At 71.0% G+C, this 19,031-nt stretch carries 13 protein-coding genes and 1 tRNA gene; 4 read left to right on the forward strand and 10 right to left on the reverse strand.

The annotated features are described in order from the left end of the window. Window positions 1-61: 61 nt before the first annotated feature. The 3 genes from D187_RS03555 to D187_RS03565 form a co-directional block, all read right to left on the reverse strand. Window positions 62-4,141: a hypothetical protein gene (locus tag D187_RS03555; protein ID WP_002628818.1), complete on the reverse strand. Its 4,080-nt coding sequence runs from the start codon at window positions 4,139-4,141 to the stop codon at window positions 62-64. Further along, window positions 4,128-6,431, reverse strand: coding sequence for a Hint domain-containing protein (locus tag D187_RS03560; RefSeq protein WP_043427893.1), 2,304 nt, complete (start codon window positions 6,429-6,431; stop codon window positions 4,128-4,130). The genes D187_RS03555 and D187_RS03560 overlap by 14 nt, the downstream gene beginning before the upstream one ends. Before the next feature lie 365 nt (window positions 6,432-6,796). Beyond that, window positions 6,797-6,873: transfer RNA gene (locus tag D187_RS03565), tRNA-Pro, on the reverse strand. A gap of 252 nt (window positions 6,874-7,125) precedes the next feature. On the opposite strand from D187_RS03565, the gene D187_RS03570 reads away from it, so the two are divergent. Next, the gene (locus D187_RS03570) at window positions 7,126-7,527 is read left to right on the forward strand and encodes a response regulator (RefSeq protein ID WP_002628816.1); all 402 of its coding nucleotides are present in this window, start codon (window positions 7,126-7,128) and stop codon (window positions 7,525-7,527) included. On the opposite strand, the gene rpe is transcribed toward D187_RS03570, so the two are convergent. Beyond that, window positions 7,516-8,169 (reverse strand): ribulose-phosphate 3-epimerase, encoded by a 654-nt coding sequence (gene rpe / locus D187_RS03575; RefSeq protein WP_043427898.1) that lies wholly within the window; start codon window positions 8,167-8,169, stop codon window positions 7,516-7,518. The genes D187_RS03570 and rpe overlap by 12 nt on opposite strands. 181 nt (window positions 8,170-8,350) lie before the next feature. Between rpe and D187_RS03580 the strand changes: the two genes are divergently transcribed. Continuing rightward, window positions 8,351-9,868, forward strand: coding sequence for a GAF and HD-GYP domain-containing protein (locus D187_RS03580; RefSeq protein WP_002628814.1), 1,518 nt, complete (start codon window positions 8,351-8,353; stop codon window positions 9,866-9,868). Window positions 9,869-9,915: 47 nt separating this feature from the next. On the opposite strand, the gene pyk is transcribed toward D187_RS03580, so the two are convergent. The 5 genes from pyk to D187_RS03605 all read right to left on the reverse strand — a co-directional run bounded on the left by pyk (window position 9,916) and on the right by D187_RS03605 (window position 14,735). Beyond that, complete coding sequence (pyk, locus tag D187_RS03585) at window positions 9,916-11,346, reverse strand: pyruvate kinase (protein ID WP_020917756.1); 1,431 nt, start codon at window positions 11,344-11,346, stop codon at window positions 9,916-9,918. Window positions 11,347-11,434: 88 nt separating this feature from the next. Continuing rightward, window positions 11,435-12,322 (reverse strand): SprT family zinc-dependent metalloprotease, encoded by an 888-nt coding sequence (locus D187_RS03590; protein ID WP_002628812.1) that lies wholly within the window; start codon window positions 12,320-12,322, stop codon window positions 11,435-11,437. Window positions 12,323-12,397: 75 nt separating this feature from the next. Then, window positions 12,398-12,964, reverse strand: coding sequence for a YkgJ family cysteine cluster protein (locus D187_RS03595; RefSeq protein WP_002628811.1), 567 nt, complete (start codon window positions 12,962-12,964; stop codon window positions 12,398-12,400). After that, on the reverse strand, window positions 12,961-14,421 hold the full coding sequence (locus tag D187_RS58655; RefSeq protein WP_002628810.1) for an NFACT RNA binding domain-containing protein: 1,461 nt from the start codon (window positions 14,419-14,421) through the stop codon (window positions 12,961-12,963). Before D187_RS58655 ends, D187_RS03595 begins: the two co-directional genes overlap by 4 nt. An 89-nt stretch (window positions 14,422-14,510) precedes the next feature. Beyond that, window positions 14,511-14,735 (reverse strand): hypothetical protein, encoded by a 225-nt coding sequence (locus D187_RS03605; protein WP_002628809.1) that lies wholly within the window; start codon window positions 14,733-14,735, stop codon window positions 14,511-14,513. 355 nt (window positions 14,736-15,090) lie between these two features. Here D187_RS03605 and D187_RS03610 point away from each other — a divergent pair, with 355 nt between their 5' ends. Next, the gene (locus tag D187_RS03610) at window positions 15,091-16,434 is read left to right on the forward strand and encodes a glycoside hydrolase family 1 protein (RefSeq protein ID WP_043428270.1); all 1,344 of its coding nucleotides are present in this window, start codon (window positions 15,091-15,093) and stop codon (window positions 16,432-16,434) included. On the opposite strand, the gene dusB is transcribed toward D187_RS03610, so the two are convergent. Beyond that, window positions 16,413-17,432: a tRNA dihydrouridine synthase DusB gene (dusB, locus tag D187_RS03615; protein ID WP_002628806.1), complete on the reverse strand. Its 1,020-nt coding sequence runs from the start codon at window positions 17,430-17,432 to the stop codon at window positions 16,413-16,415. The two genes, D187_RS03610 and dusB, sit on opposite strands and share 22 nt — an antisense overlap. Before the next feature lie 91 nt (window positions 17,433-17,523). Here dusB and D187_RS03620 point away from each other — a divergent pair, with 91 nt between their 5' ends. Continuing rightward, window positions 17,524-18,957: a TPR end-of-group domain-containing protein gene (locus tag D187_RS03620; RefSeq protein ID WP_002628805.1), complete on the forward strand. Its 1,434-nt coding sequence runs from the start codon at window positions 17,524-17,526 to the stop codon at window positions 18,955-18,957. Window positions 18,958-19,031 lie beyond the last annotated feature (74 nt).

Consider the following 19,031-nt stretch of genomic DNA (forward strand, 5'->3'; position numbering starts at 1 on the left):
CCCGGCCATGGCGGCGTGACGCACCTCCACGTTCCCGAGGAAGTGCGCCAGGGCCCCTCCCCTACGCCACCGAGAGCTGGAAGCTCGCGTCGAGCGAGCCCAGCTCGTTGGAGACCGTCACCGTGTAGGAGGTGGCCGGCATCGGCGAGGGATCCGTGTCGGGCACCTGGGTGATGGTGCCGCTGTCCTCCAGGAAGCGAAGGAAGGAGGGCAGCGCCGGGCGGATGATCCACTTCACCTTGTCACCGCGCTCCAGGCCCAGGGGGATGTTCAGCTCACGGTCGCTCACCTGGAGGTCCAGGCGCGCGGGCACCGTCAGCGCCTCGGGCTTGCTGTCCTGCACGCTGACGCACCAGAGGAAGGGCGTCCCCGACACCTTCAGCGCGTCGCCCTCGCGGCACAGGAAGCGCACCTGCCCGCCCACCTGGACGGAGATGTGCGCCTGGGCCGCGCGGGCCGTCTTGTCCTGGTCCATCTCCACTCCACCCGTCACCTCCACCGTCCAGACCTGGCGACTGGCGTCATTGCCCGGCAGCCGCTCGCCCACGAAGCCCACCGTCCCGTCGGCCTCCGCGGTGAGCAGGAAGTTGGCCAGCAGCGCCCCGGAGTGCGGGGCCTGGGCGTAGAGGAGCGCGCCGCTGTCGCCCTCGGCCAGGAAGCCCAGCACGGTGTGGTGGTCGTTCTTCGCCGCGCCCAGGCTGGCCGCGCGCCGCGGCGGCGGGGGAGGCTCCACCGGCTGCGCCGGCTGCACGGGGGTGTCGGAGATGGTGACGAAGCCGTTGGCGTCCCCCACCACCTGCAGCCCCAGGCCGCGTACCAGCACCTGCTTGCGGTCCAGCGACTCCTTGATGGCGAGGTTCTCGATGGAGGCCTCGTGGGGCATCTCCAGGCCCACCGCGCGGGCCCGCTCGCCGAGGAACTCCTCCACCGCCGTGGGCCGCGGCCGCGTGAAGATGATGATGAGGGTGATGATGCCGCCAATCGCCGCCAGGATGGCCAGCGCGCCGAACACCATCGACATCGCGCTGAGCACCGTGCCCAGCGTGGTGGCCCCCACGACGAAGGCGGCGATGTCGAAGCTGATGGCGAGGATGTCCAGGATGGCGCCGGCCACCATGAAGCTGTGCAGCACCTTCTCCTCGGTCGTCTTGGCATCCTTGAGGTCCATGGCGCTGGTGACGAGGTTGAAGATGGCCAGCCCCATGCCCACCACCCAGGTGGCCACGCGCCGCAGCCCAGCGCCGAGCAGCCGCTTGATGGCGCCCGGCTCCACCATGTGCTTCGCCCAGAAGCTGGGGACCGTGGCCATGGCGCTCGCGGCGGCCTGCGACGCGCGGGTGGTGCCCACCAGGTAGCGCGCCATGCTGTTGGCGTAGGCTCCTTCAATGGCCCGGGCATCCACCTTCTCGATGCCCACCCAGTGCTTGAGCGCGCCGCCCGCCGTGCCCGTTACCCGGTAGGCGGCCCGCAGCTCCACGGAGCCCAGCACCACCTCCACCATCACGGGGGCGAACATGCCCACGGCCACCGCGAGCGCCTGCGCCTTCTGTCGCTCCGTCATGGTGTTCCACTGCCCGGTGGCGGCGTTGACGATGACGCCCACGAAGCCCGCGGCCCCCATGCCCACCATCACCACGCGCGAGATCGTGGTGCACAGCGTGCGCAGCGCGCTCTCGGAGAAGCTGGCGAACCTCGGGAAGCGGTTGCGCAAGTCCCACGCCACGAAGTAGCCCACCGCCGCCACCGAGCCGGCCAGCTCCGAGAGCACCCGGGGCAGCTGGATGCGCTTGCCCGTCACCTCCCAGATTTTCTTGCCCAGCTCCGTGCCGGCCTGGCCTGCGCCCATCAAGGTGAGAAGCACCTCCATCACACCGGAGACGATGGTCGCGGCCTTCTCCGTCCCCTTGGCATTTACGTACTCCTGCAGGTGCTGGAGCACCTCCTTCACCTTCTCATCCTGCACCGCGCCCGGGTTCTCGCAGTACTTGTGGATGAGGTCGACCATCACCTTGCGCAGGTTGTCCACGTTGGCCGACAGGTCCATGGTGCCGGTGAGCACCTCCAGCAGGTTGAAGAGCTGGAGCGTCTCGGAGAACTTCCGGGCGAAGTAGCCGCTCGGGTCGAGCAGGCCCAGCAGCGTCACCACGCCCTGCACCGCGTAGAGCGACTCCATGCTCTTGGTCTTCTTGAGCTGCAGCCGCAGCTGGTTGAGGAAGCCCTCGCGGGTGACACGGCGGTAGACGACGTAGGCCCAGTAGCGCTTGTCCTGGCCCTTGGCCGCCACCTCCTTGATGTCATCGAGCATCGCCTGGAAGGCGTCGCGGGTGGGCTGGTCGGGAGCCGCCTTGAGCCGCCGCGTGATCTCCTCGGCCCACTTCGCGGCGTCGGTGGCGATGTGCGCCGCATGCGCGGTGGCGTTCTGCTCCTGGTCATTGAGGTAGTCGGCGAACTCCTTGAAGCGCATGCGGAAGCGGCGCGCATAGAGCAGCGGCGCCTGCTGCGCGTAGATGTCCGATTGGGAGATGCGCGACTTGAGCATCTGCTCGGCGCGCAGCAGGTTGAGCTTGCGCAGCCCCTTGTCGCTGCTCTGCGAGCGCATCGCCGCGGCGAGGTAGGGCGTACCCAGGCCGCGGTAGAATTCGCGCACCTCCTTGACGCCCTCCTCGCCGTCCTTCTTGCCGCCCTTCTCCGCGATGAGCCGCAGCTCCCCCTCCAACTCGATGGGCGCCTGGCTGATGTAGCGCTCGCGCAGTGCCGGCTCCATGTAGAAGTGGATGATCTGGAAGAGGTCGCCGCGCACCTCCTCCTGCACCACGTCGCGCGTGATGCCCTTGTCGTCGGCGGCGTAGGGCATCATGTTCATCAGCGCGTCGAGGTCCAGCTGCGGCGCGGCGGTGGCGGCGGCCAGGCGCCGCGCCGTCCAGTCCACCGTGGCCATGGCGGTGTCCGCGACGGTGGCCCCGTCCGCGGCGGCGAGCACGGTGTTGCGCTCCGCCACGAGCGACAGCACGGCCGAGCACCGGCGGCCGTTGCCGCCCTCGAGCACCGTCTCGCCGTCATTGGAGAAGCGCAGCATGCCGGTGGCGGGCAGGCCCGCCAGCTGGGCCAGGTGCCCGGGCAGCCCCGTCCAGTGCAGCTCGTCGCCCAGGCGCTGCACGGCGGCGCGGGCGCCGGCCACCTCGAGATGCTCGCCATGCACCAGGAAGGGCAGCCGCGTGCCCTCCAGCTGGTAGAGGCCGACAATCGCGTCGTTGTCCGCCACGCCCCGCACGGCGTACGCCACGCTCTGCCCGTCCACCTTGCAGGCGATGGCCCCGCTGAGCTTGTCCGCCCACTGGTTGATGTGGAAGGCGCCCAGGAAGGGAAAAACGGTGGCGATGCCGCGGTCGTCCGGGGCGAGCCCGCTCCGGTCGTCCTCGGCAATGGCCTCCACGTCATCGATGCTGAAGTCGAAGCGCAACCGCCTGATGGTGCGCTCGCCCACCTTCACCGTCTCATCCACGAGGGTGGAGGCGAAGTCCTCGCCGTCCCTGCCCGCCTTCCAACCCACCTGCGTCTGCAGGTCGCTGAAGCTCATGTCGATTTCACGGGTGTGGGCGCCAACCTCCTCGGAGTCCACCACGCGCAACGTCCAGCGCAGGGCCTCGCCGCTCCAGGTGGCCTGCTTCCACGCGGCGCTGTCCTCGCTCCAGAAGAGCGACTGCTCGCGCTGGAGCACGGCGCCCGCGTTGCGCGAGAGGGTGCAGCGGAAGTGGCTCTCGGTGACGATGGACACGGGCGCCTCGGTGGCGCCGAAGGTGACGTGCCCCATGCCGCTGCCGCGGTGGGAGGCGAAGCGCAGGCTGCCGGCCCGGCGCGCCTCGCCCGCGCCCTGCGCCCAGGACAGACCCAGCCCATCGCTGGCCACCCGCAGGTGCTCGGGACGGATTTCCACCGCGTCCACGAAGAGGCGTGGCTTCTGCCCGGCGCGGTTCGGCCACAGCACCGTCACGGCGTGGGTGCCAAGCCGCGCGTCGTGCGTGGACTCCGCGCTCTGGAGGCGGTAGCGGCGGGCGCCACCGGCAAGGGAGGACAGCAGGTTGTCGGTGCGCTCCTGCGCGCTCTCGCGGCCGAAGCGGGGGTGATGGTCAGGCATTCTCATGGGTAGACGACCTCGCGTGGGGGTGAAGGGAAGACGACAGGAGGTGGGCGGCGAGCCGCGCCAGCCGCTCGGCCAGCACGGCGCCCAGGGCGGAGCCCAGCGCCACGGCTGGAGCGGGCCCGGAAGACACGGTGGCGCGCAGCTGCTCGGCCCCGGCGTCGGTGGTGGACAGCCCGCGCACGTCCAGGGAGAGCGTGGCCACCGTGCGGCCGTCCCCGGAGCGCAGCGGGACGTCCGCGCGCCGCAGCCGCGTGGGCCCGGCGGACAGCGGCAGTTCTGCCGTGGCGCCCCGGCCATCGCGCACGCGCAGCACCGGCGCGCCCTCGCCACGCGGCCACGGCGCGTAGAGCACGCGGTCCAGGGGCTGGAAGAAGGCGGTGGCGGCGCGTGAGCTGGCGGGCGTGACGGGGACGAAGGGCGCGCCGGGCAGCGCCACCTCCAGCGCCACGGAGCCGGGCAGCCCCCGCGCGCCCCAGAGGGCGCCCAGCGTCACCGCGAGCACCTCGGGGGCCGGCTCCGCCCGCGCGGGCACGGCGCGCCAGAAGAGGGCGAGCGCCGTCTCCAGGTCCGCCATGAGGTAGCCCACGAGCGACTGCACGAGCTGGCCGAGCCGGCGCTCATACGGGCCCTCCGCGTGGAGGAGCGAGGCGAGCGCCGCGGCGGCCTCCAGCGGCTCCTCGGGGAGCGCGGCGGGGGCCTCGGCGGGGGCGTGCGCCAGGCGGGCGAGCGCCTTGGGCACCAGGTCCTCCATCAGCTCGGGGGCGGCGGCTTCCAGCACGGTGTCCTCCGGCAGCACCTCCAACCGGGCGAGCACGGTGGCCAGCGCGTGCGTGAGCGCGGTGGTGGCGCGCGGCCAGGGGGCCAGCTCGGGAAACTCCGGCTGCACGAGGAACTGCCGCTCCGCGGTGCCGATGAAGTAGCCGGGGCAGCCCTCGCGCTCGAAGTCGAGGATGAGGTCGAACACCGGCTCGCTGGCGTCCCCGGACGGCTCGGGCACCAGGTGCTGGACGCGCCAGGGCACGAGGCCGTGGGCCTCACGGGCCTGGAGCGCGCACCCGGGCGCGAGCGGCCCCACGCCGTGGCGCACCAGCGTGGGCACGGCGAGCCGGGCCGCCTCGGGCAGCACGGCGAGGAAGCCGGGGGCGTCCGGCGCGCCGGGGTGGGCGGCGAAGGGGTGCGAGCCGCTGAAGCGGAAGTCCAGCCCGTCGATGCGGAAGAAGGGACGGCGGGCGCGCGCCACCGAGGCCACCACTCGCACCGTGCGCGGCCCCGCGGGCGTGTCCACCCGGTCGCCGGGGCGCACGTCGCGGATGGGGAGCGTGGTGCCGTCGGCCATGCGCACCCGGCTCTCGCCGCCGAAGCAGCTGCTGGGCGGAGGCGTCGGCCGAGGCCGCTGGAAGCGCCCCCCCTGCTGCGCGACGAAGGCCTGGGACCAGCGCTCGGGGTCCGGCGTCGCCTGTCCGCCGAAGGAGAACATGCCCTCGGCCTTGAGGCCCAGCGTCAGCTCGCCCTCGAAGTCCTGGAAGCGCAGCGGCTGGTTGAGCGGGGCCCGGGCGAAGACGCGCCACGCGGCCGACCCCACCTCGGAGGGGTAGTTGAGGCGCGCCTTCACCCTGTCGGCGAGCGCATCGATCTCGAAGTGCGCCAGGCCGAGCGCATTGAGCTTCACCCAGTGGTGGAACATCTCCCAGGCGGCCCCCTCCCAGCGGTTGGGCGGGGTCATCTGCTTGATTTTGAAGGTGGTCCAGTTGTCGCTGAGCAGGGCCTGGGCGTAGCGGGAGCGCGCGGCTTCCAGCGCGCCGAGCCGCTGGAGCCGGGCGAGCACCTCACCAGTGCGCGGGTGCGCGCGGGGCAGCATCGTCGCGTAGACGCTCACGAGGCGTGGCGCGGCCGCCTCCGCGCAGCTCTGGAGCCACTGAGTCACCAGTTCCGGCGCCAGCTTCTCGCGGGCCTTCTGCGTCACGGCGAGGATGCCCTCGCAGATGACGGAGGAGGCGTACACCGTCCACCCCGGCGTGCCCACCTCGATGCCCTCGATGCGCACGCCGATGTCCGGCACCGCGTCCTGGTTGCCGAAGCGCGCGCGCTCGGGGAAGAAGACGTCGGCGAAGGAGCGGAAGTCCATCGCCCCGCCCGTGAAGGTGGCGCGGTGCGCGCCGCCCTCGGCCACCGCGTGACGCAGGCGGCTCTTGAGCGCCTCACGGCTGGCCACGCCCACGGGATTGGTGACCTCGTCGGGCTGCAGCGCGAACAGCTCCTCGGTCAGTACCTCCACTTCGGTATCGCTCACGGATGAGTACCCCCGCTGACTTGGGCCGGGCATCAAGGCCGCGGCGCGGGGGCACTCAGCACCCCTCATGCCACGCGACCCGAGGCGGGGCTTCCGAGGGAGACGCCCTCGGCGAGCGTGGGGGCGGTGCTCCGGCCAGCGTCACGGCGCGACGCATGCGCGTTCCACCCGGACGCGGGCATACGGGGAAGCCGCCGAGCGTCTCGGCGCGCCTGGGTGGACTGGCTCGCCTGCTCAGGCGTCAGCAGTGAGCGAGTTCGCCCCAAGCAGGCGAAGAAGGATCTGCTGGTTGGCCGGAGGGCTCCGGGAAAAAAACAAAAGCCCTGGAGTTTCAACGGAGGTCCGCGAAACTCCAGGGCTTTTAATGGTCGGGGAGACAGGATTCGAACCTGCGACCCCTTGGTCCCGAACCAAGTGCTCTACCAGGCTGAGCCACTCCCCGTTACCGGTACGACCTCCGCCGGGACTGCTCTCGGGCCGACGAAGTGGGCGGGGATGTACCCGACCCACCCGGCTGAGTCAACGCCCAACGCACTGCTTTCCATTCCCTCGTGCACTCCTGGAGTCCCCAACGACCCATAGGTCATGAAACACCCATGGCTCCACCCTCCAACCCCCTCATCTTGCAGGAAATCCGCGCCGGAACGCCGCTTGCTTCGAGCATCCACCGAACCGCGCCATCCACCAGGGTACCATGCCTTCTCCGGTTGTCCTCATTTCCGACGACGAGCCGCTCGTCGTGTCCGCGCTCGCCCGGGAGGCCCGTCGCTCTGGCCTCACGTCCGTGGCGGACACCACCTCCCGGCACGTGATGGAGCTGGCCCGGCGGCACCGCCCCGCGGTCATCATCCTGGACATCCACCAGCACGAGGATGGAAGGGACCTGCTCGCCCAGCTCAAGCAGGACCCCCAGACACGGGACTGCAAGGTCATCATCCTCAGTGGCGTGGAGGACCAGTTCACCCGCCATGTGTGCTTCGAGCTGGGCGCGGACGCCTACGAGGTGAAGCCCTTCGATCACACCTTCATGACCCGGGTGGCGAGGATGGCGGGCCTCAAGAGCGTCTCGCCCGGGGACCTGTGCTCAGGAGCGTAGGGAGTGGATGGCGGCGGCGTAGTCCTTCGCGCCGAACACGTACGAGCCCGCCACCAGCACGTCCGCCCCGGCCGCCACCACCAGGCGCGCCGTCTCGGAGTTGATGCCCCCATCCACCTGGATGTGCGTGGTCAGCCCGCGCGCCTCGAGCATCGCGCGCAACCGGCGCACCTTGTCCACCGTATGGGGAATGAAGCCCTGGCCTCCGAAGCCCGGGTTCACGCTCATCAGCAGCACCATGTCCACCTCGCCCAGCACCTCCTCCACCGCCGACAGCGGCGTGGCCGGGTTGAGCACCACCGCCGGCCGGGCCCCCGCGTGGCGGATCTGCTGCAACACCCGGTGCAGGTGCGTGCACGCCTCCACGTGCACCGTGAGGATGTCCGCCCCCGCCTTGGCGAACGCCTCGACGTACTTCTCCGGCTCGACGATCATCAGGTGCACGTCGAGCGGCCGGGTCGCCACCTTCTTGATCGCCTGCACGATGACCGGCCCCAGGGTGATGTTGGGCACGAAGCGCCCGTCCATCACGTCCACGTGGATCCAGTCCGCGCCCGCGGCTTCCACCGCGCGGACCTCCTCCGCCAGGCGGCCAAAATCCGAGGACAGCAGCGAGGGCGACACGAGCACACGGCGGGTCATGGGCGCTACTTAGCCACTTCCCCACCTGATGGGTACTGGCTCGGTTGGAGAGCGAACAGACGAAGAAGGGGTTTCACTCGGAGGGGAAGCATCCGGCCCGGGAGGAAGCAGTGGCTCCCGAGGCCGTGGTAAGAAGCACCGTTACAGTCCGCGCGCCGTTTCCTCTCCGGAGCCTTCCCTGGTGCTTCCACAGACCCAGCCATCCGAGCCCGTCGATCTCAACCGGCGCCTCAAGAAGCTCACGTCCATCCTGGACGTCACCAAGGCGATGAGCGCCGAGAGGGATCTGGATCTGCTGCTGCCCCTCATCCTCTACGAGGCCAGCAAGGTGGTGGAGGCGGATCGCTGCTCGCTCTTCGTGCTGGACCGCGAGCGCAACCAGCTCTGGAGCAAGGTGGCCCAGGGCTCCAAGAGTGAAATCCGCCTCCCCATGGGCAGCGGCATCGCCGGGCGGGTGGCGGAGACGGGCGAGGTCATCAACCTGCCGGACGCCTACGCCGACGAGCGCTTCAACCGCACCTTCGACAGCATCAGCGGCTACCGCACCCAGAGCGTGCTGTGCGTGCCCATGCGCGACGCCAACGGCGAGGTCACCGGCGTCATCCAGGCCCTCAACAAGCTGAGCGGCGGCGCCTTCGACTCCGAGGACGAGGAGCTGCTGCTCGCGCTCGGCGCCCAGGCGGCCGGCGCCATCGAGAACGCCCTGCTCCACGAGGAGATCAACAGCCTCTTCGAGGGCTTCGTCTCCGCCTCCGTGGTGGCCATCGAGTCGAGGGATCCCACCACCGCGGGCCACTCGGGCCGCGTGGCCAACCTCACCGTCTCCCTGGCGCGCGCGCTCGAGCACGTGCACACCGGGCCCTACGCCCACACGCGCTTCAGCGCCACCGAGCTGCAGGAGGTGCGCTACGCCTCGCTCCTGCACGACTTCGGCAAGGTGGGTGTGCGCGAGCCGGTGCTCGTCAAGGCCGAGAAGCTCTACCCCCATGAGCTGGAGGGGCTGCGCTCCCGCTTCCAGCTCGCGCGCAAAGACTTGCAGCTGCAGAGCTACCGCCGGCGCATCGCCGCCGTGAAGCTGCGCGGCACCCCGCACCTGGCGGAGATCGAAGCCGAGGAGGAGGCGCGGCTCGCCCAGGAGTCCAAGCAGCTGGACGAGGTGCTCGAGTTCGTCCTCACCTGCAACCGGCCCAGCGTGCTCGCCCAGGGCAACTTCGAGCGGCTGCACGAGCTCAAGCTGCTGCGCTTCCAGGACGGGTTCGACCAGAATCAGCCCCTGCTGCTCGAGCGGGAGATCCAGTCACTCTCCATCCTCAAGGGCACGCTCTCCGAGGCGGAACGCCAGGAGATCGAGAGCCACGTGGAGCACACCTACCGCTTCCTGTCGCAGATTCCCTGGACGCGCACCCTGCGGCGCGTGCCGGAGATCGCCTACGCGCACCACGAGAAGCTCAATGGGACGGGCTACCCGCGCGCCATCCCCGACGCCGGCATCCCCGTGCAGTCGCGGATGATGGCCATCGCGGACATCTACGACGCGCTCACCGCGAGCGACCGTCCCTACAAGAAGGCCGTGCCGCACCCGCTCGCGCTCGACATCCTCCAGCGCGAGGTGAAGAGCGGACAGCTCGACGCCGAGCTGTTCCGCATCTTCGTCGAGGCCGAGGTGCCCCAGCGTGCCCAGCAGCCCAAGCCCGAGTAACCCGGCCACGCCCCGGCCCCGGTCGCCCGGGGCAAGGGCCGTGCGCCTCAGCTCCCGATGACGTGCAGCCGCAGGCTGTTGATCTTCCCGGGCTGGCCCACGGGCGCGCCGTAGACGATGACGACGCGGTCACCCTTGCGCGCGAGGCCACGGGCGACGAGCTCCTCCTCCACCCGGCGCACCATCGCCTCCGTCTCCTGGATGGGCTCGAGCACGCGCGGCACCACGCCCCAGAGCAGCGCCAGCCGGCGGCGCACTTCCTGGTTGGGGCTGAAGGCCACGATGGGCACCGGGGGCCGGTAGTGCGCCAGCAGGCGCGCCGTCACACCCGACAGCGTGAAGGCCGCGATGAGCGAGGCCCCGGCCTGCTTGGCCGCCTGGCACGCGCTCGCGGCGATCACGTCCGGGAAGTGCGTGGGCAGACCCACGGGCGACGTGGGCGCGCGCAGCAGGTCCTGCGCGCGGATGGTGGACTCGGCCGCGAGCACGATGCGGTCCATCATCTGCACGGACTCGATGGGGAACTTGCCGCTGGCCGTCTCGCCCGAGAGCATCACCGCGTCCGCCCCGTCGAAGACGGCGTTGGCGACGTCGCTGGCCTCGGCGCGCGTGGGCCGCGGGTTGTCGATCATCGAGTTGAGCATCTGCGTGGCCACGATGACCGGCAGGCCGCGCGAGTTGCAGCGCCGCACGATGTCCTTCTGCACCGAGGGCACCTCCTCGGGCGGAATCTCCACGCCGAGGTCACCACGCGCCACCATCACCCCGTCCGTCTTGTCCAGGATGGCGTCCAGGCGGGCGATGGCCTCGGGCTTCTCCAGCTTGGCGATGATGGGCACCGACTGGCCGAGCTGCGCCATGGCCGCGCGCGCCATGTCGATGTCCGCCGGCTGGCGCACGAAGGACAGGGCGATGAAGTCCACGCCCTCCTTGATGCCGAACACCAGGTCCTCGCGGTCCTTGGGCGTGAGCGCATCCGCGCGCACCGCCACGCCCGGCAGGTTGATGCCCTTGTTGTTCTTGAGCGTGCCGCCGTGGATGACCTTGGTGCGGATGAGCTGCTTCTTGTCCGTCTCGATGACGCGCAGCTCCAAGAGGCCGTCATCCAGGAGGATGCGGTCGCCCGGGTTCACGTCCGACGCCAGGTGCGCGTAGGTGGTGGACACGATCTCATCCGTGCCCTTCACGCTCTCGTCCGTGGTGATGTGGAACTCGCCGCCCTGCTTCAGCTCGGTGCTGCCGGTGATGAAGCGGCCGGTGCGGATCTTCGGGCCCTGGAGGTCGCCCAGGATGCCCACCGCCTTGCGGCACTTGAGCGAGGCCGCCCGGAGCTTGGCGATGTTCTCGGCGTGCTGCTCGTGGCTGCCGTGAGAGAAGTTGAGCCGGGCCACATCCATTCCGGCTTCGATCAGGGCCTCGAGCATCTCCTGGCTCTGACTCGCAGGGCCCAGGGTACAAACAATCTTCGCGCGTCGCATGGCGCGGGAGAATCAATCCGAGCCACGCATAGGGTCAAGCAGCGACAGCGTGACCGCGTCGATCGGTAAATCCGTAAAGCAGCCCCCCTCAACCGCGCAGCAGCAGGTTGAGGTTCTCGCGCTCCCAACGCAGTGCGGCAGCGTAGAGCGGAAAGGCCTTCTCCCGCTCCCGGAACGCCCGCGGGTGGTGCACCCGGCGGCCCGTCGCGTTGGAGCTGGGAAAGAGCTGGTGGAGCATCTCGTGGAAGAGGATGAACTCCACGAAGAAGGCGGGCACCTCGGGGCGATCCAACGCGGGGTGGATGCGAATTTCCCGCGTCTGATGATCATAGACGCCCAAACGGATGGACTTGCGGCGTCGGCGAGGAGGCAGGCGGCCCCAGCCCACGCGGGCCCGGATGGTGTCCTGGAAGTAGGTGCGGTTGAGCTGGTTGAACATCTCCTGCAGATTGAAGCAGCGGCCCTGGGGATCCAGGTCGGCCTCGGCCGCGTGGCGCTCCTGGCGGATGCGCGGCTGCTGGCCCCGGATGTAGTCGTCCAGGACGACGCCGGCCATGCGGTTGCCGCGGCCCGCGTAGTCCGCCACCGCGCGCACCACCTCCTCCGGCGCATCCAGGAACATGTGGTGCAGCCGCAGTTGCAGCGCATGGGCGGTGCGGCGGAAGGACACCATGGTGGAGCGGTTGTCCGTCACCGACAGGCGCACCGGAATGCGCAGGTTCGCCGACAGCCAGTAGGCGAGCGTCTCCGCCCGGGCCCACAGCTCGTCCCGGGTGGGATGGGGAGCAATCGGCCATTCCTCGGGAACCACCGCCTCGGGCGGGACGTGCGCCACGAGGGGTGCCTGCTCGCGTGGGAGCGTGGCCAGCCGATGCGAGGCCTCCACGGCCCGATGGCGCGCGGGCTGCGACTCGGCGCCCTGCTCGGAGGGCGCTCGCGGAAGGAGATAGAGGGTTTGGGTCGGGAGCGACGACACGCGGGGGGTATCGTACCCGGCGGCTCCCGGGACTCAAGACCGGCGGCACCTGCCCGCCCGCCCAGCGTCGCCCCGTCAACCCCGGCCGTGTCGTCCGCTCTCCTCCGCGAGCCGGGCCCCCAACGCCTCCACCGTCTCCGGCGTGGTGTTGAACGCCGCCCACACCGCCTCCATATCCCCCGCCTCTTCCACGGCCAGGCAGGCGTCCCCCCCCGCCCGGGCCTGCTCCAGGTCCCCATAGCGCCCCATCTGCACGCTCCAGCTCCCATCCGGCCAGCGCTCGAAGGGGTAGAGCCGGCACGCCAGGGGCCGCACCTCGGGGGGCAGGCCACACCCCTGGCCCCGCTCGTGGAAGACACAGGCCCCCGCGCGCACGAGCAGCGTCAGCCGCACCGGCCCGCGACGGAAGTAGCCCCGGTAGAGGGGACGGCGCGCCTCGTAGCCGGCCGCGTCCTCCTCGGTGAGGTACTCCTCGGCGACGAAGCGCCGGGGGGACAGTCCCGTGTGCGCGGCGATGCGCTCCACGTCCGAGCGCGTGAGGGTGGCCAGTTGCTCCCCCGGCTTCACCTCGCAGCAGGAGCTGCCCAGCAGCCGCGGACAGCGGGCGCAGACCGGGCCCATGGGAGGAGGCGAGTCCGTCATGGGACGGCGGGCGCCTCGCCCCCGCGCGTCTTGAGCAGCCGCTCCAGGCGCTCCGGCTCCAGGCGCACCACCAGCGTCTTCTCCCGGCTGTAGAGGACCTGCCCCGGCGCGCCCCCCTTCACCTTCTTCACGAACTTCACCGGCACCCAGCTCACCTCGCCGCGCGGCTCGCCCTTGGCCCCCGAGTGGTGCAGCGCCAGGTGCGCCGCGTCCAGGAGGACTTCCTGCGCCACCTCCACGCCCTTCTCCAGGGGCACCACCACGTGGCTGCCGGGCAGTCCCCGGGCGTGCAGCCACAGGTGGCCCGGACGCGCCACCTTGAAGGTGAGCGTGTCGTTGTCCTCGCCGCCCTTGCCCACCCAGATGCGCTGGCCCCCGTGCCCCACGTATTCCTTGAAGGGCCGTGCCTCGGGCGGGCCATCCTCGCCCACGCCCTTGCGCAGCACCTCCACCTGCGCGAGCAGCGCCGCCTCGTCCAGCGCCTCCAGCTGACGCAGCGCCAGTTGCGCGTGCTCCACCTCCCGCGCCAGCTCCGCCTCGCGCTGCCGCGCATGCTCCACGCCCCGCAGCAGGCGCCGGTACTGGTGGAAGTGCCAGTCCACCTCCTCCTTCGGCGTGCGCTTGGGGTCCAACGTCACCTTCACCTCCTCCACGCCCTGCTCGGTGTACGCGGTGAGCGTCACCTCGGCCACCCCGCGCTTGAGGCGGTGGAGGTTCTGCGTGAGCAGCTCGCCCACCTGCCGGTGACGCTCGGCCTCCGGAACCCGCGCGGCCTCCGCGCGCACCTTCTCCAGCGTCCGCCCCGAGCGCTTGAGGCGCGCCCGGTACGGCAGCGTCAGCCGCCGACGGATCGTCTCCGCGCGGCTCGCCTTGTCCCGCGCGCCCAGCAGCCGCTCGGCCGCCTCGGCCAGGGGCAGGAAGTCGCCTTCCGCGGGCAGGAGGCGCGAGGGCTGGCCCCGCGTCCGCTCGAGCACCTCGGAGGAAAGAGGCTCGGGAGGCAACCACTGGGCGCCCGGGTGCAGCGAGCGCCGCTGCGCGAGGCCCTCGCCCGAGAGCATCAACACCCTTCCCGCCTCCGTCGTCAGCACCAGGCCCCCGGGCGAGCCCAGCTCCAGCACGAGCCGCCGCCGGGACTCGTCGCTCTGCAGCTCGAGCACCACCAGTCGCTCGGTGTCCCGCCAGGCGAGGCCCGCGAGCTTCAAGCCCACCAGTTCCTGACGCAACCAGCGCTGGAAGGGGGCGGGCTCGCCCGGCGTGGGAAAGCGATCAGCAGCCACGGAGACCCGCGCCAGCTCTCCCTCGGCGCACAGGCACAGGAGCACCGAGCGCCCCGGCACGCGCAGCTCCAGGTAGGCGAGGCGCGGCAGGGGACACCACGCCTTCTGCACCACCGCGCCCGTCAGCCGCGCGGCCACCTCCGTCACCACCTGCTCCAACTCCGAGGGACGCAGCGACACCTCAGCCTCCTCACTGGCGCGAAAAACACGAACGGCCCGGCGGGAAGTCCGCCGAGCCGTTCAAATTGCGCCAGGTGACTGGCTTGAGTCTAGCCCTCGTCCTCGGACGGGGCGGCCTCGGTGGTGGTCTTGGCCGTGCGCTTGCGGGCCGGAGCCTTGCGGGTGGCGGTCTTCTTGCCAGCGGCCTTCTTGGCCGTGGTCTTGCCCGCCGCCTTCTTCGTGGCGGTGCGGGGAGCGGCGCTCTTGCGGGTCGTCTTCTTCGCGGCGGTCTTCTTCGTCGCGGCCTTCTTCGCGGTCTTCTTCTTCGCGGCCATCTAAAGCCTCCGTGGGTTACCGCCACTCGCTAGGAGTGGGGCCTGCACTCGCATGGGGAGTGCTTGTGGTGAAGAGTAGAGATGCCTTGCCAGTGTGTCAACGCATGGTGATGTAGTGCAACGCGTGGCGAGCCGATTTTTCGGCATCTCGCGCGCGATGCAGGACGCTCCGGACGGTGCTACAGGCCGCGACCACGGCGCTCCGGAGCCGATTTTCCGGCCTCCGCCGCGCTCCGGGCGTGCTCGCGGCGCCCGAGGCAGTGTCACCCCGCGCGCACTCGCGCGCGAAACAGCGCGAACTTCGCGGAGTTCGACGGTGCGAGCGGGCACGTACGTGCTTACCGTGGCCTTCGCGATGAATGCTCACGTGAGAACCTTTCCTGACTCCTTCACCTTCGGTGTCGCCACATCCGCGTACCAGGTGGAGGGTGGCATCGAGAACGACTGGGCCGAGTGGGAGCGGGCCGGGAAGCTGAAGGAGCCGCACGTGCGCTGCGGCCGCGGTGTGGACCACTGGAACCGCTACGAGGAGGACTACGGCCTGGCGCAGGACGTGGGCGCGAGCGCCTTCCGCATGTCGCTGGAGTGGGCGCGCATCGAGCCGGAGCGCGGGCGCATCGACGGCGCGGTGCTCGAGGCCTACCGCGAGCGGCTCTTGAAGATGAAGGCCCGGGGCCTGCGGCCGGTGGTGACGCTCCATCACTTCACCCACCCCACGTGGTTCCACCGCGACACCCCCTGGCACCTGCCCCAGAGCGTCGAGGCCTTCCGTGCCTACGTGCGCGCCTGCGCCCCCATCCTCCGGGGACTGGACGCGCTCGTCATCTCGCTGAACGAGCCCATGGTGCTGCTGCTCGGCGGCTACCTGCAGGGACTGATGCCGCCGGGCATCTGCGACGGGGCCAAGACGATGGCGGCCCTGGGCAACATGGTACGCGCTCACGTGGTCGCGCGCGAGGAGCTCCAGGCGGCGCTCGGCCACGTGGAGATCGGCATCTCGCAGAACACGCTCGCCTTCGCGCCGGACCGCGCCTGGAATCCCCTGGACCGCGCGCTCGTGCGCCTGGGCGCCCAGGCCTACAACCACTCCTTCCACGAGGCGCTGGTGTCCGGAAAGCTCCGGGTGAACATGCCCGGCATCGGCTCCACGAAGCAGGACATCCCCGGGGCGAAGGACTCGTGCGACTTCATCGGGGTGAACTACTACACGCGCGCCCACCTGCGCTTCCTGCCGCGCGCCCCGTTCCTCTCCTTCCAGTTCCGCGACAAGCACGGCCGGGGCCTCACGGACATCGGCTGGGAGGTGTGGCCCGAGGGCTTCGGCCAGGTGCTGCGCGAGCTCAAGCGCTACGGGCTGCCGGTGTGGGTGACGGAGAACGGCATCGATGACCGCAGCGGGGAGCGCCGCCCGGCCTACCTGCGCGAGCACCTGGAGCAGGTGCTCACCGCGCGCGCCGAGGGCGTGGACGTGCGCGGCTACCTCTACTGGAGCCTCCTGGACAACTTCGAGTGGCTCGAGGGCTGGGGGCCGCGCTTCGGCCTGTACCACGTGGACTTCGAGACGCTCGAGCGCCGCCCCACCCCCGCCTGCCAGTTCTACCGGGAGGTGGCCACCACGCGGCGACTGCCGAGCCTCGTCCCGCCGGGCCCCGTCGCCCAGCCCAACAACCTCATCATTCAGCCGAGCGCGGCGCGGTAGTCCACGTCCTGCTCCTCGCCGGGCCCCTCGGGGTCCGCGCTCGCCGAGCCGAAGAAGCGGCGCACCGCGTCGCGCACCTCGTCGGGCGAGTCGAGCTGGTTGACCTCGGAGCGGAAGAGGGCGGCGCCGCGCAGGCCGTGGCCGTACCAGGCCAGGTGCTTGCGGAAGGAGCGCACCGCGGCGAGCTCCAGCCCCGCGCCCACGAAGTCCAGGTGGGCGGCGAAGTGCCGGAGCACCCCCTCGCAGCGCTCCTCGGGCTCCGGGGGCGCGCCGCCGAGCAGCTCGCGGAAGAGCCACGGGTTGCCGAGCGCCCCGCGGCCCACCATCACGAAGTCACACCCCGTGGTCTCCAGCATCCGCCGCGCGTCCTCGGGCGTCTTCACGTCGCCGTTGCCGATGATGGGCCGGTCCGGGAAGTGCCGCTTGAGGTCGGCGATGACGCTCCAGTCCGCCTGTCCCGAGTAGCCCTGGGCACGGGTGCGCGGATGGATGGCGAGCCCCGCGCACCCGGCGTCGAAGAGCGCGTGGGCCACCTGGAGGTAGTTGCGCTGGTGCTCGTCCCAACCCGAGCGGATTTTACAGGTGACCGGCAGGCCCGTGGCCGCGTGGATGTCGCGCACCAGCGTGGCCGCCCGCCCGGGCTCGCACAACAGGGCGCTGCCCGCGCCGTTGCGCGTCACCTTCTTCACGGGGCAGCCCATGTTGATGTCGATGATCTGCGCCCCATGGCTCTTGCCCACGAGGGCCGCGCGCACCATGGCCTCCGGCTCTCCTCCGAAGATTTGAAGGCTGTAGGGCCGCTCCACCTCCGGGTTGAAGCGCAGGTACTTGAGGGTGCGCTGGTTGGCGCGCATGAGGCCCTGGGAGCTCACCAGCTCGGTGGGACAGAGCGCCGCGCCCAGCTGGAAGGCGATGACGCGGAACGGCATCTCGCTCACCCCCGCCATGGGGGCGAGGATGTAGGGGTTGGGCAGGGTGTAGGGACCGAGGCGCGGCATGATGGGGGCGAGAACCTAGCGGATTGAATGGATTGTTCCAGGGGCGGCCGGACACTGCGCGCGGACGAACCTTTGGTTAAGGTTCCGCCCCATGCTGCGCTTCAGGCTCGGAGACATCCCCGTCGAGATCCGTTTCTCGCACCTGCTCTTCTCCGCGCTCCTGGGCATGCTGCTGGCGAGGGATCTGCCAGGAAGCGACCTGGGCGTCTGGCCCTACCGTGAACTCCAGGACGCGAGCAGCCCGGGCCACACCCGCACGGCGCTGCTCGTCGCGCTTGCCTGGATGGCAATCGTCTCCGTGACGGTGTTCGTCCACGAGGCGGGCCACGCGCTCGTGCTCCGGGCCTTCGGCCACCGGCCCGGCATCCAGCTCGTCTGGCTGGGAGGCCACACGCGCCCCCGGGGCCGCTCGCCCCTGCCCTGGCATCAGCACGTGCTGTCCACCGCGGCGGGGCCATTCGCCGGACTGCTCGTGGGGCTGGGCGCCCTGGCCCTGTGGCACCACGGCGTGCCCCCCGGCGCCGAGGTGGCGCGCTTCCTGCTCGACGGGCTCTTCGCCACCAACATCCTCTGGAGCCTCTTCAACCTGCTGCCCGTGCCCAGCCTCGACGGGGGCGTGCTCGTGAGCGCCCTGGCCACGCGCCTGTTCGGCAAGTCGGGCTTCCTGGGCGCGCAAGGACTCGCGCTCGTGCTGTGCGTGGCCCTGCTCGCCTATGGGCTCGGCCATGCGCCCGTGCTCGGCATCCTCTTCGGGCTCTACGGTCTGCAGGCGCTGCGGCTGCTGCTGGCCGCCGCGCGGGGTGAGCTCCAGGTGTCCTCGGGCGTGGCGCCGCGGCCCTTCGTCGAGGAGCTGAACCAGGCCCGGGCGGCGCTCGACGACGGACGGCTGGACGAGGCGCGGCAGCGGGGCACGCGCGTGCTGGAGGCCAAGGAGACCACCGCGGAGCTCGCCTCGCGCGCCCACCATCTGCTCGGCTGGGTGGCCCTCAAGGAGGGACAGGGGCGCCTGGCGCTCGCGCACTTCTCCCAGGCGAGGCGCCAGCCGGTGGAGACCCACGCCGTGGCGGCGGCCTTCTCCCTGGTGGGCGACGAGCCCCGGGCGCTCGCCTTGTGGGAGATGGCCTGGAACGAGACGGGCGACCGCACGGTGCTGCACGAGTACGCCGGCTCGCTCATCCGCGCCGCGCGGGTGCACAGCGCCCTGCGCCTGCCCGGCGTGGAGGCCGAGACGGCGTTCCTGTGTGCCGGACGACCCCTCTTCACGCGCGGGGCCTACTCGGAGGCGGCGGCGATCGCCGAGGCGGGACTCGAGCACGCGCCAGCCGCGCGCCTCGCCTATGACGCGGCATGCGCCCATGCGAGGGCGCGTCATCCGCTCGACGCGGTGCGCATGCTGCGGCGGGCCACGGAGCTGGGCTTCCAGGACGTGCACTACGCGGCGTCCGACGAGGACCTGGCCCCCCTGCACGGGCATCCGGATTTCGAACGCTGGCTCGGGGAGCTGCGGAAATCTCTCCCCGCCTGACACGGCCATGACACGGGGGAGTGTTGATGGGGCTCGAGACTGAGCACCTTCCGGCTCGGTCTGACTCCTGGTCC

Source organism: Cystobacter fuscus DSM 2262 (assembly GCF_000335475.2).
Taxonomy (GTDB): domain Bacteria; phylum Myxococcota; class Myxococcia; order Myxococcales; family Myxococcaceae; genus Cystobacter; species Cystobacter fuscus.